Origin of the sequence: Mucilaginibacter tolerans (assembly GCF_030519375.1) — a bacterium.
Classification (GTDB): Bacteria; Bacteroidota; Bacteroidia; order Sphingobacteriales; family Sphingobacteriaceae; genus Mucilaginibacter.
In genome coordinates, this window is record NZ_JAUMKB010000015.1 from 76,589 (window position 1) to 93,248 (window position 16,660).

Below are 16,660 nucleotides of genomic sequence, written 5' to 3' on the forward strand. Positions count from 1 at the left end.
TTAGTTTAACCCTAAGAGTGCAGTTATCTGAACAGCGAGCAGGTCTATTATAAAAATCAAAACAGACGATAGGACAACCGCGGTATTTGCCGAATTACCGACACCGCGTGTCCCTCTGTTTGAGTTATAGCCTTTGTAGCAGCCCACTATGCTTACAGCAAAACCAAAAAAGAAGGTTTTTATGAAAGCAGGCAACACATCGCCGAATTCCAGCGTTTTCAATATTTGCATGAAGAACAGCCTGAAGTTTGTTACCGCGCTGATATTAACGCCTACATAAGCGCCAAAAAGTGATATGGCATCGGCCAGCATTGTCAGTACGGGCAGCATAAGTGTGCCGGCGACTACCCTTGTGGCTACGAGATATTTATAAGGATTGGTACCGCTTACTTCCATCGCGTCTATCTGCTCGGTCACTTTCATTGACCCTAACTCGGCACCAATGCTGCTTCCGATCTTTCCCGCAAAAATCAACGCAGTGATAACAGGGCCAATTTCTCTGACGATGGCAATCCCCACCATCACGGGCAGTTGGGACTGCACACCATAATAAACTAATGATGGCCTGAGCTGCATGGTAAGCACCAAACCCATGATGAAGCCTGTCAGCGCTACCAGCGGCAGCGAACGGTAGCCTATAATATAACACTGCGACAGAAATTCTTTAATCTCATAGGGCGGTTTGGCAGCTAAAGTAAATAGCTGCCCGGTGAAGCGTGCTATATAACCGGTTTGGTTCAGGAAATCGCGGGTTTTAGCGATGATATCCATGTGTTAATGGTGTAAATGTTTAATAATCAAGTTTTTGACCAAGTTATATGCGTTTGTGGTTGAAAAAAATGACAGGAATTTGGCTGAATAGTGATTTAGGTCAGATATCCGCTGTTTTAAGATTAATTGAAATTTTTGGTATACACGTGCTGAACCAAAAAATGCTACTGATAACAGTCAGCATTTATGGTGATCAAGGTCATTTAAATAAACCCTTAGGGTTTTGATATTTAGCCTGTTATTAATAATAGCAGCTTGCCGGAAAACAGGCTCTTCGGCTTTACCATTAAAAGTTTATGGACATTGTCACACATTTGGCGCTAGGTATTTGCACTGCAGAAATAATCCGGAAAAGAGAGGACGGGAAAGGAATTCTGTATTTGGGCGGGATTGTTCAATGCTTACCAGATATCGATACTATCGCTGGATTATTCCTCCCTGCGGACCACTCACTTTTGATCCATCGTGGGTTAACGCATTCTGTGTTCTTTGCGACTTTTGGAGGTTTTATTCTTTCATTAATTATCTACCCAATTTTTAAAAAGAAAGGCAAACGTTTTTTCCCGATATTCTTATTTGTTTTATGCCAACTGACCTTACACGATCTTTTGGATCTGTGTAACGCCTATGGCACAGGCTTGCTCGAACCGTTTGGCCATCAGCGCTTTTCAGTGAATTTGCTCTTTGTCGCCGATCCATTGTTTAGTATTGGACTTATTGTGGCTGCCATTCTCTTATTGATCAGCAGTGCTTCATATAGTTTTAGAGCAAGATGGGTACAGGCGGCTCTGCTGTTTTCTTGTTGTTACCTGGTCTACGCGGGTATTAATAAAGTTATTATTGACCGCCGTGTAAACAGGATCCTGCAGTTACACCAAATGAATACCAAAAATTATTTTACTACACCTACGCCCCTGAACAGTATGTTGTGGTATATTGTTATTAAATCTGATAGCTGTTATTATACAGGCTATAGTTCTGTATTTGATAGTGGATCACGGGTTATTGAGCTGGAAACTCAACCTAAGAATTATTCTTTACTGAGTTTTGTGCAGGGTAAACATTCGGTTCATAATCTCAGGGATTTTGCAAATGGGTACTACACATTTTCCGGTTCAGACAAAGCACTATATATTAACATACTGAGGTTTGGACAGATACAAGGCTGGAGAGAAAAAAACGCGCCTTTTGTATTGAGTTATCCGCTTATAACTAATCAATTTCATATAACATCGTTACAAAAGAACCGCTTGGCTGTTTGGGATATGGAGGCCGTCAAAAATTATATAAAAAGGATAGGAGGTAATTGATGGCTATGATCGGACGAACCACCAGTTTTTATGTTATTAACAGCTTAACACTTTACCGGCTTTGCGCAGCGCCGTTTCTTATTATTTTGGCGGTTTTTGGGCAATTTGATTTATTTAAATGGCTGTTACTTATTAGCTTTTTAACAGATGCTATAGATGGTTTTTTTGCCAGGAAATATAAGATTGCCAGTTCGTTTGGCGCACACATCGATTCTCTGGCTGACGATTGCACCATTTTGGCCGCTATAATAGGTATATGCATTTTGCATTCACTATTCTTTCTAATTGAGATTATACCGGTAGCCGTCTTACTCATATTATATCTACTGCAAAACGTGCTAGCGTTTCGGAAATATAAAAGGCCGACAAGCTTTCATACCTATACAGCTAAAGTTGCAGCAATTTCACAGGCAATTTTTCTTATTACTTTCTTTTTCATGCCATACCCGGTTTATTGGATATTTTATCTCACGGTTGTTTTAACAAGCATCGATTTGCTGGAAGAAGTTATACTTGTGATAGTTTTGCCTGATTACAGAACAAACGTAAAAGGGCTGTATTGGATACTGACACGTAGAGCAGCAAAAGAAACTAAACTGGTCAAGCAGGTTGAGGGAAAGTAATGCCTCATAAACAATAAAAAAACCACCAGGTAATGGTGGTTTAAATACTCCTCTACAAGAATTGAATTAATATTTATACTGCTCAATCCTGAAATTCTCCTTTCTCGTTGATATTTACTTTGACCCGCTGATCGCCGTTTTCGAGAAGTAGTTTATAGCGTTTTTTCGCTTCTCCTTTGCTATTATAGAATTGTACTTTATAAACATCCTTCGTGATAGCCCATTTCGGAAACCTTGTAGCTATTGCTGACGTAACCGCCTTAGGAAGCTGAACATTTGTATATTTTTCAGCTGTCCTTAGTAATTTACCATTTGCATCGTATGCAGCAAGGACCTTCCCATTAGGAATATAAAAGGTCACAAAGTAGCCTTCATAGTCATCGTTATAATATTCAGAGGTTTTGACATTGTACGTTGCGGCGGTCGCTTGTAGTACCTTCACAGGTTGTGGCGCGCCCTTGTAATCAACGGCATCCAGGTATTTATATTTGACCGCCCTGATAACCACTTCAGGCAATGTAATTTGGGCGAACGACTGGGTTGACATACCTGCCAGGCATATCAACAGTACTAAAAAGATCTTGATTTTTTTCATGGCTTTAAATTTTTTAATGGTTTAAAATCAGCTTTATAACCTCTATTGGTTAATCCGGCGTTGCTTATTGCAACCCAAAGTACCTGAGATTCAAACTTTTTTTCTATGACCTTCATCACGAACAGGTTTGATTGTCGTCAACTTTATCGGATGATGCTCTCAGGCTATTGTGTCATGCAGGATCTGGCAATCTGAATGGATAATTTCAATTGCAACTTTAATTAATAAACTGGCTCATCCCCTTAATTGCATATGTAAATCATATTATTACGTGATCGCTGTCATTTCCCTTGCCAAAAAGCCTCAATATTTTTGAGATATCAAAAACAAATCTTCAATGGTCAATCTGACCGAGGAAATTGCATAATGGATAGATGGCAAAGTCTTTTTACACATCGCTTGTTTTTCTGTTGAATTTGACAATGGTCTGCGGCCAACAGCGTTTGACTGATACGTCCAAATTGGCGAAATATAGTTATTTAATATATGGCTGCAGTTCTTCAGGAAATAGTGTACAGGCAACGGGTTTCTTTGTTAAAAAAAAGAACCACACTTTCCTGGTTACCGCCAGCCATGTTGTTAATGGCTGGCTTTTTGAATCGTTCGATGCAAAAGGAAGTTACCCTGATACACTTTTCATAAAAATAGGTTTAAAAAATAGTCACCTGGATACAGCGTTGGCGATAGACATTAGCGATCTTAAGCATATAAAAGCCGACCCTTATAGCCATGATATTTATTTTATTCCGGTGAATATACCTGCCAGCTGTCAAGTTTACAGACTGGACTCACTCATATTAAATTACAAGCCAATTTCGCATATCCCTCATACTATTCTCACGTACGGGTTTGCAGTCGATGATCAAAGCCTGTCATTACGACAATTTGAGGGGCAGGCCTCAAAAAAAGCAATAGTTCATTTGCCTGATTGGAATGCGTATTCCTGTTCCCCTCTGGTATACGAAATTACCTACTCAGGTGACGATCTTGGGGCTGGCGACTCAGGGTCTCCTGCATACTTCATAACGGAAGGCGTTGGTAGCAACCGAGAATCGGTCACAATACAATTTGGAGGTCTATTATTTGGCGGCAACCCCGCAAAGAATCGGGCCAGTGTAATTCGTCCTGAATTGGTAAAAGCACTGTATGATAAGCTTTGAACAAAACGATGCCCGAATGGTCCGTACGCCCTGGATATTGTGATTTAAATCATAAGTCTGGATGATGGGAGTCATATGCAAAAAGCTAGATATCAGTCATTTTTGTTTTTATCAAAGGCAATTATAATTGGCCGGTAGGTTGTTTGAACGTGTTTAAATAGAAATCATATTATGAGGACAAAAAAAGGATTTGGCCAGGTTTTATCTGTTAATTTACTTAGCCCAAGGGGGAAACATACATCTGCCTGCAGGTATTTCCTATCTGATACAGGAGACAAAGGTGCGCCGGTCAGAAAAGCACTGGGGCACCATCATCGAAACTTTTTAAATCAGTATTCGCGATATCATACTCAGGAAACAAAAGGAAAAAATAAACCCCTTGAAGCGGCTGTTCACAAATTAGACATCCCACTGAATACCATAATGCTTTCCGCTGATCTGATCGCTAGTAGTTATGACACATTGAGTAAACAAAATGTCTTGAATGAGGTAACAAGCATCAAAACAGCTGCGGCATATATGTATGCTATACTTAATGATGTTCTTGCTGCAGAAGATATTGCCAAACATAAAGTGCAGCCGGTCATATCCGCGTTCGATCTGAAAAACTTAACAGAAGACGTGGTCAGCCAAATGACGTATCAAACCAGGGACTGGCAGGATATTAAATATACCCATTCCGGATCTTCTCATATCTCGCTGGATAAGAAACTTTTGGAGCACTGCCTGATAAACCTGATTTCAAATGCCATTAAATATTCCGACGTCGCTGATCATATCGAGGTGGGTTCCGAGATAAATGACGATTCATGCAGGATCTGGGTGAAGGATTACGGTATCGGCATCCCGGATGAAGAAAAAGGCAGATTGTTTGAACCGTTTTTCAGGGCCAGCAATGCATCCCACACTACAGGCACCGGATTGGGCTTGAACCTGGTGAAACGGTATGCTGAATTAATGGGCGGCAGGGTGACGGTGGAGAAAAATGCTAAGAAAGGAACTGTCGTCAACCTAATTTTCCCGGTGACATCGTAAAGAGAAATTCACTGGGTACAAGAAATGCTGATTTTAATCCGAGAATTATGAAAACGATTTTGAATACACATTCGAAGCAGCTAATAGCCAAAAGTGGGCTAACCATTTTATTGATGATGGCAGTTGTTGTCAAATCCTATGCGCACCCGGTCAAAATCCATAGGGATACTTCCATTTCGGCGGAAATAAAGGTACAACTGGGGGATTTTAAAAGTACAGGCATTTTTCATTTCCCGCACAGCGTATTCCGCTTTTACAGGTTTCATAATTTTCAGCCGGTATGGATAAAATCCGGGGAGGATCCGAAACGCACGTGGGAAGGTGTTCTGCTTATTAATTGTGTTCTTCAGTTTGGTCTTTGCCATGCCGATTATCATCCCCAAGAAATAGATTATACACGGCTGCACACTATGCTTGAACACCCGGAACAGGTAAATAATAATGAAAAAGCCAGGTGCGAATTGATGATCACGGATGCGCTCATTACTTTCATTAATCATCTTCATTATGGCAAATTAAATCCATATTTCACTGCTGCGAAAATTGATGCTGGTGCCGATACCGGCTTTAGCGCTGGTAAAACGCTCACTTTGGCGCTCAGAAAACCTCATTTGATGAGTTCGGTAACCAATGTTCAGCCTAAAATTAAAGCCTATGCAGAATTGGAAGAGAAAATGCGTGAGCTAACCCAATTTCAGCAGGATTGCGATGCATTACCTGACTGGCGGGTACGGCAGATGGCCATTAATCTTGACCGTATGCGCTGGATGGCAGCTGTAAGTAATGAAACCTGGTTGCAGGTAAATATTCCTTCGTTTAGGCTAATAGTTCATGAAGCTGATAAAAATTATGACTTTAAGGCTATAGTGGGTAGTGCGTCAACTCCAACCTCACAGTTAAATAGCGCTTTAACGGATTTTACAACGGCGTCAGGGTTAAAGATGTCACGCAATAGCAACATACCGCCCGGCATAAACCCCCGGGGAGTAATTTATTTCTGGTTCAAGAACCCTTATGGAATTTCGATCTGCGGACGCCCCGAAACCAATATCTTCAAATCCGATAACCGCGCATGGAGTAAAGGTAATATCAAAGTAGAAAAAGGCGAACAACTGGCATCGCTTCTACTGGCGGCAGATGGCCATGCCGATAAGATTGAATCGCTTCGAAAAGCTATAAATGATTATGCCATAAGCAATTTTATTATAGAGAAACCTATTCCATTAAAAATTACATACATCACCTGTGAGGTGCAAAATAGCGAGGTTGTGTACTATAATGATATATACAATCTGGACAAGAAACTGGAAGGAGCATTATATAATACGACAGAATATCTGGTGGGTTTGCAAATATTTTGAGCAGATAAACTTATCGTCAATCTGAAAGAAAATGATTATGAAAATAGCATTTGTAGTTCTTTTGATCTTGCATGGAACCCTTCATTCAATGGGCTTTATTAAAGCGTTTCGCATAATAGATTTGGCTCAATTGGTTCAACCGATACCAAAGTCGAATGGTCTATTATGGCTGGTGGCCTGCCTGTTTTTTATTTTCGCAGCCATACTATTTTCAATAGAGCACCAGTCATGGTGGATATTTTCTGCCCTGGCAGTCATCATTTCGCAATACCTTATCATTCATGATTGGAACGATGCAAAACTTGGCACAATTGCAAACATTATCATACTTCTAGCAACAATAATCGGGTTCGTTGTTTGGACAATAGCAAAAATTTAAAACTATGAAGATCAACAAGGAATGGCATTTGGCACATCCGATACCCAAAAACCCAAGTTTTGAACAGAGAGTAGCCTGGCATCTCGAACACCAAAAAAACTGCTCATGCAGGCCAATCAGCGGTAAGCTGGCTGAAGAGATGCGAAAGCGCGGTATCAAATCTTAACTTATCGCTACATGAGACTTTTGTTAAAAATAATTGCTTCAGTATTGTTGATTTTTAATGGTATAGGCGCCTTATATGGCGGCCTTATGATGATCATATATCCTGACGGAAGCGGAATACATCTTCCGAAGGATTTACTGGGGCATTCAATTTTCAATAGCTACCTTATGCCTGGTATTGTATTGCTTTTGGTTAATGGCATACTTAGTTTCTATGTTTTCGGTGCTGTCCTTTTTAACCATAAAAAATTATGGCGACTTGTAGCTTTTCAGGGTATTGTTTTGATCGTATGGCTAATCATCCAGATTTTTATGATTCTTCTGATATATTTTCTTCACCTGATTATGTTTGGAGTGGGTTTGGGCTTAATGTCGGTGGGCTTTTTTGCCAAAAAGTACTTTTCAACGGATGCTACTTATGGAGAGATTTGATAAACTTTTATCGGGTAGCGATCTGCGCTGCATTGGCAGAGTTAATGAGGTTATCCCCCTGATTAGAACGCAGCATGCCTTTGACCAGTTATTTCAGTTGCTCTACCATCATGACCGCCTTGTAGTTATGCGTGCTGCTGACGTTATTGAAAAAGTTACTAGTGACAAACCGGGATTTCTTTCGACGCATATTTTGGATATATTTTCACTTTCCCGCATTGCAGTTCATAAAGAACTCAAATGGCACCTGGCTCAGCTGCTATCCCGGATAACTATGGATCATGATCAAATGACGGAAGCTCGTTCAATTTTACATAGTTGGGCTGCCGATAAAGATAACTCACGGATTGTTCGTGTAAATGCACTTCAAAGTTTGTTTGAACTTGCTGATAATAAAACGGCACTATTGCCATTTTTAAATCAGCTAGAAAAGGAGGAAGTGCCGTCTATTTCAGCCCGGATCAAGCAGTTGCAAAAGCAAATCAGAAAGGCTTAAAGACTGTCCAACCTGTTTTAAAGCGTAAATTTTGCCGGAAATATTAACATGGGCACCTTCTGATTTTCGAGTGCTTCGTGTGAGATACTTTGATGTAAGAGCCTGGCAAAAAACGAGTCACGGTAGTGTGTGAATGCCAGCATATCGGGTTTCGTTTCCTCACAGAGTCTGTTAAGGCGATTTACCACGTCTTTGCCATTCAATTCCGCATTGTTTATGAGAGAATAACGGAGCCTTTCAATGTGCTTCATAAACTCCAGCTTCCTGAGCTCTTTGGTAATATCATCATCGCCATAAGAGTTGATATGCACTATTTCGATGTGATAATTAAACACCGACCCCAACCCGGCCAGGTAGCGTATTGCTCTTATGTCTTCTTCGGCAAAGTCGGTCGCAAATAGCACTCTTTTTAAATTAACCAGGTCGATATTTTGTGGCACGACAAGCACTGGTTTGTTGGCATGATCGATTACCGAGAATGTTTCGCTGCCGGTGAAAAAGTGATCCAGGCGACTGCCTTCTCTCGCACCCATCACAATAATCTCGATATCTTTTGTAGCCAGAATATTTCTTAACTGGTAGGAAAGCTCCCCGAGGCCTTCATTGTAATGCAATGATGGTTGCCAGGCACCTTCGCCCTCTTCAATAAATGGTTGAAGAAGATCGGCCAATGCTTTAAGTTTTTCCCTGTTCTCATCCTCCATGAGATTAACTTCGTCAACTACAGTGGGACCGCCTGCATATATTGGTGTAAGCGCCTGGTTGGTATTTGAGTGAAATAAGAAAATATTGGCATGCAAATCTTTTGCAAGCCTGATTCCTGCGAGTGCCGCATGTGTGGCATTCTTTGAGAAATCAGTCAGTATAAGTATCGTTTTCATAATGTACTTATTTATTTTTATGATACATTTTTGACGGGAATATCAGTAGGGGCGTATTCTGACTCACCAAGGCTTTGTGCACAAGGCTGTGCTGGAATAAGCGTACTAAAAAGGAATTTTGTACATGCACCATTGCTAGTATGGTTTTCGGTTCGTCGCTCAAAAAACGATGAATTCGCTTGATGATATCTTTGCCGTTAATTTCCAGGTAATTGAGGCCGGTTATATCGAGTTTTTCCAATTGGTTTTTAAAGTCGGCCTCTTTATTGTTGCAGTGATTATACCCGGAATCGCAGACGTGGACGATCTCCAGTTTCCAATGAAATAACCTGGCTAAACGAGCCATATAATGCACCGCCTCCACGTCACCTTCTTCAAAATCGGTTGCAAACAGTATTTTGTGAACTTTACCGAGGTTTGTGCCGGCGGGAGTGATTAATACCGGGCGTTTAGAATATTCAATAACCGCATTCGTGTCGGCGCCGAAGCCAATGTCCTCCGGCTGGTGTGAACGGGAACCCATGACAATCATCTCCACATTTTTCCGGCGTATTAAATCTTCCACGTCCAGGCCCAGGTCCGAATCGTTTGATTCGCTGTTTATAGCCGGCTTGCGATCTTCAGGATCCAACTGGCCGCTCATTGATTCGAGGCCCTCGGTCATCGCTGCCAGGCCAATACGGTCCTGATGTTTTCTTTCGGTATACTCATCTACAACCCAGCCGCCCCCACCGTACGAAGTGATCGTTTGATAGTTGATATAAGTATGAAATAAAAGCAGGTCAGTATGCAGTTTGCCCGCTAAAAGGAGGCCTGCCTCGGCCGCTGTGTAGGCATTTGTCGAAAAATCGGTAAGTACAAGCACATTTTTCATCACGCTGATATATTCATATAGCAAATATGGCAAAGGGCATTTTCCCGGAGAATGATTCCAGTCAATCAACTAATTGATTTTAAGCACATTTTGACGCGTTTGGTTCTGGTTCGGCAAACAGATATTACTAAAGGAAAAGTATTGGTTAAGTTGTAATTAATTTCGAACTTAGAGTAGATTAAGCTTTATCCTTTTACAATTATGAGTACCGACCCGAAAACTATCCTGATTATAGAAGATAATCCTGACATAAGGGACAATACAGCTGAACTATTGGAACTGGAAGGTTATTGGGTTTTTACTGCGTCTAACGGTGATGATGGATTACACATGGCTAAATCTCTAAAACCTGATGTCGTTATATGTGATATAGTTATGCCGGGTGTCGATGGATATGCCGTTTTCCTGAATCTCATGAATGATGAGAAGACTAAAAATATCAAATTTGTATTTTCTACTGCGCAATCCCAAAAAAATGAGATCGATAAAGCTTTTCAAATGGGGGCAACCTGTTATCTGCTCAAACCTTTTGATGAAAAGCAGCTTATAGCTTGCATTGAGGGTTAAGCATGGTTAGTCTGCTAGTTACTGCCCATTAATTTACGCTTTCTGAAATAAAAAGCGAGCGACAGCATTGAACCAGGCGCTGTAATTATCCACGGGGAACCGATAAGCAGAACAATTATTGAATAATTTGGATAAAAATAAGCCACAGATATAAGGGGAACAGTTAGGGCATTGGCCAGCATGAAGGTTCTTAGCCACCTGTTGGCCCGGCTTTTCTCCAGGGCAAAATATGCAAACAAAGTGGAAATTCCCATACAAATGTATCCAAGGGCATCCAGTGTCCAGAAAAATGAGTGCGGCGTAACTGTTAGTATCGTAGGCATTTTATTGTGGAATGAATCGGGTATCACTGTTGCCAACTGGACGGAGTACATTAAGATAACATAGGTTGTATACATAAGCGCCATTAAAACGGCAGCATGACTCCAAAGGCGTTTCTCTTGTGGTGTTGTGTAATGAAGGGCCAATATGGAAAGTAAGAATGGTAACGAAATCAGTAAAGAAAAAGCATAGATAAGGATCTCATCGAGCGGATAGGTGGTGACATGAAACAACTGCAACAATTGCACTACGCCGTAGCCCGACGCAGCAATAAAGGCAGTAAGCGCTGTAAGGAAACCAAAATAAAGGGCTTTCTTCTGCATTATGTCAAATTCATGGTTTCGGTCGAAGCCTGCCGTATAGCAGCATATATACGTTCGGCGTCAGCTCTGTTACATAACTCTGTGCCTGGGTTCATTGTGGCTGCACTGCCGCAAGCCACGCCAAACCTCGCTGCATCCGGCAAACTATAATTTTGATATAAACCATAAACGACCCCCGCAACAAGGCTGTCTCCGGCACCGACCGTACTTTTAACTTTTACCGGGGGCTGAGGTACTTCAACTATTTCTTGTTCGGTAACGAGTGCTGCACCGTTACCACCCATCGATACTACAATTGCCTGGCATTTATACTTGGCTATAACCTTTTTGGCAGCTTCGACTGCTGTATCATGAGTTAAAGAATCAGTGCCTGCAAGAGATGCCAGCTCTTTCAGGTTGGGTTTTATCATATAAACACCAGCCTCTACCGCCTGCTGCAGTGCCGCCCCTGATGTATCTACGAATAATCTAGCTTTCTTTTTTGCTGCAATGAATGCAAGCCGTTTAAAGATATCATCAGGAAGGCCTGGAGGAACGCTGCCGCTAACAACTATAAATTGTACCCCATCACTCAGAGCGATGGCATTAAGGCAGGCGCGCCATTCGTTGGCCTTAATGATGGGGCCAGGCATATCAAAAAGGTATTGTCTTCCTGTTGCTACATCAGCTACTATCAGATTCTCACGGCTGTTACCAGTGATATTAATAGCTTGGGCGGAAATGCCATCATCTGCAAGTAATTCACAGATTTTGGCGCCTGCAAATCCTCCTGCCAAAAAAATGGGTGTTGGGTCACCACCGAGCTTTTTTATAGCCCTGGCTACATTAATACCTCCGCCGCCAGGTTCATAAACCGGCTGCGAACATTTCAGTTTTTTCTCACTGATCAGTTCAGGCACGGTTACGCTTTTATCCAGCGCCGGATTAAAAGTTATAGTAATTATCGCCGCCATCAGTTGTTGATTGAAACTGCACCCCTGTTGTTGAGAAGAGAAACTCTTTTTGGTCTTCCCTTAATATCTTCGCTGTCCGCCCTAATTCATCTTTAATCTTAAGGCGTAAAGTATCTTGTGCTGTGGGCTCCCCATGAACAAGGTATATCCGTTTTGGAGTGGTATCGAATTTCTTTAGCCAGGTCAATAATTCTGCCTGGTCTGCGTGGGCTGATAATTCACCTATTTCTTTTACTCCGGCCCGAACCTCGTAATACCGGCCATGTATTTTTAATTCCCCGGCACCGTTCAGTAATGCGCGCCCTCTTGTACCTGCTGCCTGGAAACCAATAATCAGGATGGTATTTCTTGAATCATGAAGGTAATGCTTCAAATACTCCAACACACGGCCTCCTGTTAACATACCACTGGCTGCCAAAATTATTTTTCCGCCTGTTTGCTTAATGATCTCCTGCGTGCCTTGTGCGTCCTGATTGATCGTTATACTGCTGGACATACGTGAGCATTCTTCTTCAGATATGGTAAGCCAGTCAGGGTATTTTAACAATGCTTTGCCCGCTGATGCTGCCATGGGGCTGTCCAGGAAAACAGGTAGCATCGGTGGAATAGCTTTTCTTTGTTTCAGTTTATATATCAAATGGATTATTTCCTGGGCACGGCCAACAGCAAAGCAGGGTACCAAGACATTGCCGCCATTCAGGATGGTGTCATTTATTATTAGAGACAATTCGTCGGCTACATCGCCTTTTTCATGTAACCTGTCACCATAAGTTGATTCCATGATTACGAAATCGGCATTTTGCGGGTGTTCGGGCGCTGGCAATATTTCTGATTTAAAGCGGCCAATGTCCCCCGAGAATAGAATAGTCTTTTGATAACATTTTATCTCAACCGAACAGGCTCCCTGTATATGTCCGGCGATATGAAATTTGAACGACAAATTTTCATTTAGTTCGAATGCTGTATTTAATTCGACCGTTCTGAAATAGGGCAAGGCTGCTTCCACATCAGCAGTGTCATACAACGGTTTTGCTGGCTTGTGTTTAGAGTAATGATGTTTATTGGCTTTCCATGCATCTTCCTCTTGGAGCTTTGCGCTGTCGCGGAGAATTAGTTCAGTGAGGTCACGGGTTGGTTTGCTCATATAAATATGGCCGCCGAACCCATTTTTTACAAGTAGCGGAATATATCCGCAATGATCAAGATGGGCATAGGTCAGGATAATAGCATCTATAGAAGAAGGTTTGACCGGTAATGGCTCCCAGTTCTTTTCGCGCAAGTACTTTATGCCCTGGAACAATCCACAATCGATCAGCAGATTATAACTAGGCGTTGTTAGAAGATGTTTGGATCCAGTCACCGTTTCGGCTGCGCCAAACGATTCGATGTAAACGCCGTGGTTGTTTTTTTCTAAGATGCTGGGATACTGGCTCATAATATGATTATTTAATAATTACATCCATTTTGCTGAGAAGCGTAAAAATTCGTGACGCAATTCATTCAGTAATGTTTCTTCCATCAAGTATTCATCAAATAGCTGTTCATTAGCTTCCAGCGAATCCTCTTCTGCGTAAGCCATCGTTTCCAATATTTGAACCTCGAGCGTGTGCAGATTGGAGTGGAAAGCGTGTTTTAGTTCATCGATCTTTTCTCCGTGGATAATAAATTGATTTTGAAAATGCTCGATACCTTCAGAAACTTCATGCCCTGTGTTTTTTGATGCTATTTCTGCAAGTCTTTTCTTTAGAATTTCAATTTCCTGCTCATAAAAAGCAAGTGAATTCAGTGTGGTGGTATGCAGACTTGCGATGTGTTTAATATTGATCTGTTTCATAACACAAGATTACTACACTGGCTAATAACCGCTAATGATTTGGGGCATAGTAAATTGTGATATCAGTCACATCGGGGGTTGACTTAGGTCATCTACATTACCGAAGGGGCGAGTTAGCTTTGAACGACAGATCAATCGAAATGATTATGGAAGCTTTTATCAGGAAATTCAGTGAAACAGGTATAAACGACATTGCCGAGGTTGGTGGTAAAAACGCTTCGCTTGGCGAAATGTACAGTCACTTAACAGCAAAAGATTTGCTTATACCTGATGGTTTTGCAATAACTGCATCTGCCTATAGGTATTTTATTGATGAAAATAAGCTGGGCGATAAACTTGCCGGGTTGATGGGCAAACTTGACAGGAAGGATTTTTCGAACCTTGCCAGGACAGGCGCCCAGGCGCGCAAACTCATTATGGACGCTCATATGCCCCCTGCATTGGGTTTTGCCATTACCGAGGCCTACGATTATCTATTTGATAATGATGATCAACCGGTGGCTGTGCGTAGCAGCGCGACGGCAGAAGACCTGCCTGATGCAAGTTTTGCAGGTCAGCATGAGTCATACCTGAATGTACAAGGCCATACAGCTTTACTTTATGCAGTGAAAAAATGCTTCGCCTCACTATATACCGACCGTGCCATCAAATACCGTGAGGATAAGGGTTTTGGCCACAATAAGGTATTTCTCTCTGTTGGTGTTCAGCAAATGGTCCGTGCAGATTTAGGTTGTTCAGGTGTAGGTTTTACCTTGGAACCGGAATCCGGTTTCCGCGATGTAGTTCATTTGGCCGGTGTTTGGGGTCTGGGTGAAAATATTGTGCAGGGAACAGTGACCCCGGATGAGTTCCTGATTTTCAAAACATCATTAAGGCACGGAAAAAAAGCCATAATTCAGAGGAATCTGGGTGCAAAAAATAAAATGATGGTTTATGCCGATGTGGATGATGATACAAACACCACAATTAATAAAGATACCCCATGGAAAATGCGCGAACGTTTTGTGCTCAATGATGAAGAAGTTCAAAAACTTGCCAAATGGGCGCTTATTATTGAAGAGCATTACGGAAAACCGATGGATTTCGAATGGGCAAAGGATGGTATTGACCACCAGTTGTACATTATCCAGGCACGCCCTGAAACCGTTCACAGCCGCGAAAGATCTATTAAGATAACGTCTTACAAAATCAAAGAAAAAGGAGAAGTTATTACTACAGGTGAGGCCATCGGAAACAAAATTGCCAGTGGCTGCGCCCGCGTACTCTCGTCGCCTGCTGAAGCCGGTAAACTCCAACAAGGCGACATTCTGGTAACGGATATAACCAGCCCCGATTGGGATCCTATAATGAAGAAGGTAGGAGGAATAGTGACCAACAAAGGAGGCAGGACAAGCCATGCTGCCATCATAGCACGCGAATTGGGTGCGGTAGCTGTCGTAGGCACAGAGAATGCAACTCAAACGATCAAAGATGGTGAAGTAATCACCTTGAGCTGTGCGGAAGGGAAAAGTGGTATCGTTTACCGAGGGAGGTGCATCTGGGAAGAAACCGTTAGTGATGTAAGCAATCTTGAGTTACCCGAACTTGTAAGACCGCAATTGATCATTGGCGAGCCCGACCAGGCTTTTGAACTGGCACGCTATCCTAGTTATGGCGTTGGCTTAATGCGCATGGAGTTTATAATTAGTAATTACGTAAAAGTGCATCCACTGGCCTTGGTTAATTTTGATAAGCTAACAGATGAGTCTGAAAGGCTGGAAATCGCCAACCTGACAAGGAATTACGAGAATAAAGAAAGTTACTTCATCGATAAATTGTCTCAGGGAGTTGCTACCATAGCAGCTGCATTTTATCCTAAGGAAGTTATCGTTCGTATGAGTGATTTTAAAACTAATGAATATGCAGGGTTGATAGGAGGGAAAACTTTCGAGCCGGAAGAAGAAAACCCAATGATCGGATTCCGCGGGGCATCAAGATATTACAATGAACGCTACCGTGAAGGTTTCAGGCTGGAATGTGAAGCGATGAAACTGGTTCGAAACGACATGGGTTTGACTAATGTGAAATTGATGATCCCTTTCTGCAGAACAGTTGATGAAGGGAAAAAAGTGTTGGCCCAAATGGAAAAGTTTGGTTTGAAACGGGGCAAGAATGGTCTTGAGATCTTTGTCATGGCCGAAATACCGAGTAACGTAATATTAGCTGAAGAATTTGCCAAAATATTTGACGGCTTCTCTATCGGCTCCAACGACCTCACGCAATTGACTTTGGGAATAGATCGAGACTCATCTCTGATAGCCGGCCTGTTTGATGAACAAAATCCTGCAAGCAAACAATTGATCATCACGATGATTGAAAAAGCAAGGAAACTGCATCGCAAGGTGGGTCTTTGCGGCCAGGCGCCGAGTGATTCGAAAGAATTTACAAGGATACTTGTGGAAGCAGGAATCGATAGTATAGCTTTTAACCCAGATGCATTGATCAGCGGTATAAAAAATATTAATGAGGTTTTGAACACCCAGCGTCAGGAAGAAATAAAAAGCGAGCTAACTGGCCTTAAAAACCTGGTGATGTAAAGGA

At 41.9% G+C, this 16,660-nt stretch carries 19 protein-coding genes; 11 read left to right on the forward strand and 8 right to left on the reverse strand.

All coding sequences use genetic code 11. From position 1 onward, the window contains the following. Nucleotides 1–771 (reverse strand): MlaE family ABC transporter permease, encoded by a 771-nt coding sequence (locus Q3A68_RS18495; protein WP_302902608.1) that lies wholly within the window; start codon nucleotides 769–771, stop codon nucleotides 1–3. A 296-nt stretch (nucleotides 772–1,067) separates the two neighbouring features. On the opposite strand from Q3A68_RS18495, the gene Q3A68_RS18500 reads away from it, so the two are divergent. Next, on the forward strand, nucleotides 1,068–2,081 hold the full coding sequence (locus Q3A68_RS18500) for a metal-dependent hydrolase (RefSeq protein ID WP_302902609.1): 1,014 nt from the start codon (nucleotides 1,068–1,070) through the stop codon (nucleotides 2,079–2,081). Between the two features lie 5 nt (nucleotides 2,082–2,086). Next, a complete protein-coding gene (locus Q3A68_RS18505) occupies nucleotides 2,087–2,704 on the forward strand; it encodes a CDP-alcohol phosphatidyltransferase family protein (protein ID WP_302902610.1) in 618 nt (205 codons plus the stop codon). Nucleotides 2,705–2,786: 82 nt separating this feature from the next. Here Q3A68_RS18505 and Q3A68_RS18510 read toward each other — a convergent pair whose 3' ends face one another. Continuing rightward, complete coding sequence (locus Q3A68_RS18510) at nucleotides 2,787–3,299, reverse strand: hypothetical protein (RefSeq protein ID WP_302902611.1); 513 nt, start codon at nucleotides 3,297–3,299, stop codon at nucleotides 2,787–2,789. Nucleotides 3,300–3,673: 374 nt separating this feature from the next. Here Q3A68_RS18510 and Q3A68_RS18515 point away from each other — a divergent pair, with 374 nt between their 5' ends. The 7 genes from Q3A68_RS18515 to Q3A68_RS18545 all read left to right on the forward strand — a co-directional run bounded on the left by Q3A68_RS18515 (nucleotide 3,674) and on the right by Q3A68_RS18545 (nucleotide 8,327). Then, nucleotides 3,674–4,459, forward strand: coding sequence for a hypothetical protein (locus Q3A68_RS18515; RefSeq protein ID WP_302902612.1), 786 nt, complete (start codon nucleotides 3,674–3,676; stop codon nucleotides 4,457–4,459). 171 nt (nucleotides 4,460–4,630) lie between these two features. Then, on the forward strand, nucleotides 4,631–5,494 hold the full coding sequence (locus Q3A68_RS18520; RefSeq protein ID WP_302902613.1) for a sensor histidine kinase: 864 nt from the start codon (nucleotides 4,631–4,633) through the stop codon (nucleotides 5,492–5,494). A gap of 47 nt (nucleotides 5,495–5,541) precedes the next feature. Next, nucleotides 5,542–6,855: a L,D-transpeptidase scaffold domain-containing protein gene (locus Q3A68_RS18525; protein WP_302902614.1), complete on the forward strand. Its 1,314-nt coding sequence runs from the start codon at nucleotides 5,542–5,544 to the stop codon at nucleotides 6,853–6,855. 37 nt (nucleotides 6,856–6,892) lie between these two features. Then, nucleotides 6,893–7,234, forward strand: a complete 342-nt coding sequence (locus Q3A68_RS18530) for a hypothetical protein (protein WP_302902615.1) — start codon at nucleotides 6,893–6,895, stop codon at nucleotides 7,232–7,234. A 4-nt stretch (nucleotides 7,235–7,238) separates the two neighbouring features. Further along, entirely contained in the window at nucleotides 7,239–7,400 is a 162-nt protein-coding gene (locus Q3A68_RS18535) for a hypothetical protein (RefSeq protein ID WP_302902616.1), read from the forward strand. Between the two features lie 11 nt (nucleotides 7,401–7,411). After that, nucleotides 7,412–7,831 carry a hypothetical protein gene (locus tag Q3A68_RS18540; RefSeq protein WP_302902617.1) on the forward strand — a complete coding sequence of 140 codons (420 nt, stop codon included), beginning with the start codon at nucleotides 7,412–7,414 and terminating at the stop codon, nucleotides 7,829–7,831. Next, entirely contained in the window at nucleotides 7,818–8,327 is a 510-nt protein-coding gene (locus Q3A68_RS18545) for a hypothetical protein (protein WP_302902618.1), read from the forward strand. Before Q3A68_RS18540 ends, Q3A68_RS18545 begins: the two co-directional genes overlap by 14 nt. A 17-nt stretch (nucleotides 8,328–8,344) precedes the next feature. Here Q3A68_RS18545 and Q3A68_RS18550 read toward each other — a convergent pair whose 3' ends face one another. Continuing rightward, nucleotides 8,345–9,208, reverse strand: a complete 864-nt coding sequence (locus Q3A68_RS18550; RefSeq protein WP_302902619.1) for a universal stress protein — start codon at nucleotides 9,206–9,208, stop codon at nucleotides 8,345–8,347. A gap of 7 nt (nucleotides 9,209–9,215) precedes the next feature. Then, the gene (locus tag Q3A68_RS18555) at nucleotides 9,216–10,082 is read right to left on the reverse strand and encodes a universal stress protein (RefSeq protein WP_302902620.1); all 867 of its coding nucleotides are present in this window, start codon (nucleotides 10,080–10,082) and stop codon (nucleotides 9,216–9,218) included. Nucleotides 10,083–10,283: 201 nt separating this feature from the next. Here Q3A68_RS18555 and Q3A68_RS18560 point away from each other — a divergent pair, with 201 nt between their 5' ends. Next, nucleotides 10,284–10,649, forward strand: a complete 366-nt coding sequence (locus Q3A68_RS18560) for a response regulator (protein WP_302902621.1) — start codon at nucleotides 10,284–10,286, stop codon at nucleotides 10,647–10,649. 14 nt (nucleotides 10,650–10,663) lie between these two features. Here Q3A68_RS18560 and Q3A68_RS18565 read toward each other — a convergent pair whose 3' ends face one another. From Q3A68_RS18565 to Q3A68_RS18580, 4 genes are read right to left on the reverse strand one after another with little or no spacing between them, the layout of a single operon-like run. Next, on the reverse strand, nucleotides 10,664–11,293 hold the full coding sequence (locus Q3A68_RS18565; RefSeq protein WP_302902622.1) for a hypothetical protein: 630 nt from the start codon (nucleotides 11,291–11,293) through the stop codon (nucleotides 10,664–10,666). Beyond that, entirely contained in the window at nucleotides 11,293–12,246 is a 954-nt protein-coding gene (locus Q3A68_RS18570) for a 1-phosphofructokinase family hexose kinase (protein ID WP_302902623.1), read from the reverse strand. Before Q3A68_RS18570 ends, Q3A68_RS18565 begins: the two co-directional genes overlap by 1 nt. Continuing rightward, the gene (locus tag Q3A68_RS18575) at nucleotides 12,218–13,681 is read right to left on the reverse strand and encodes an MBL fold metallo-hydrolase RNA specificity domain-containing protein (RefSeq protein ID WP_302902624.1); all 1,464 of its coding nucleotides are present in this window, start codon (nucleotides 13,679–13,681) and stop codon (nucleotides 12,218–12,220) included. Before Q3A68_RS18575 ends, Q3A68_RS18570 begins: the two co-directional genes overlap by 29 nt. Nucleotides 13,682–13,699: 18 nt before the next feature. Beyond that, nucleotides 13,700–14,080: a hypothetical protein gene (locus Q3A68_RS18580; RefSeq protein ID WP_302902625.1), complete on the reverse strand. Its 381-nt coding sequence runs from the start codon at nucleotides 14,078–14,080 to the stop codon at nucleotides 13,700–13,702. Between the two features lie 146 nt (nucleotides 14,081–14,226). Between Q3A68_RS18580 and ppsA the strand changes: the two genes are divergently transcribed. Beyond that, nucleotides 14,227–16,656: a phosphoenolpyruvate synthase gene (gene ppsA, locus Q3A68_RS18585; protein WP_302902626.1), complete on the forward strand. Its 2,430-nt coding sequence runs from the start codon at nucleotides 14,227–14,229 to the stop codon at nucleotides 16,654–16,656. Nucleotides 16,657–16,660 lie beyond the last annotated feature (4 nt).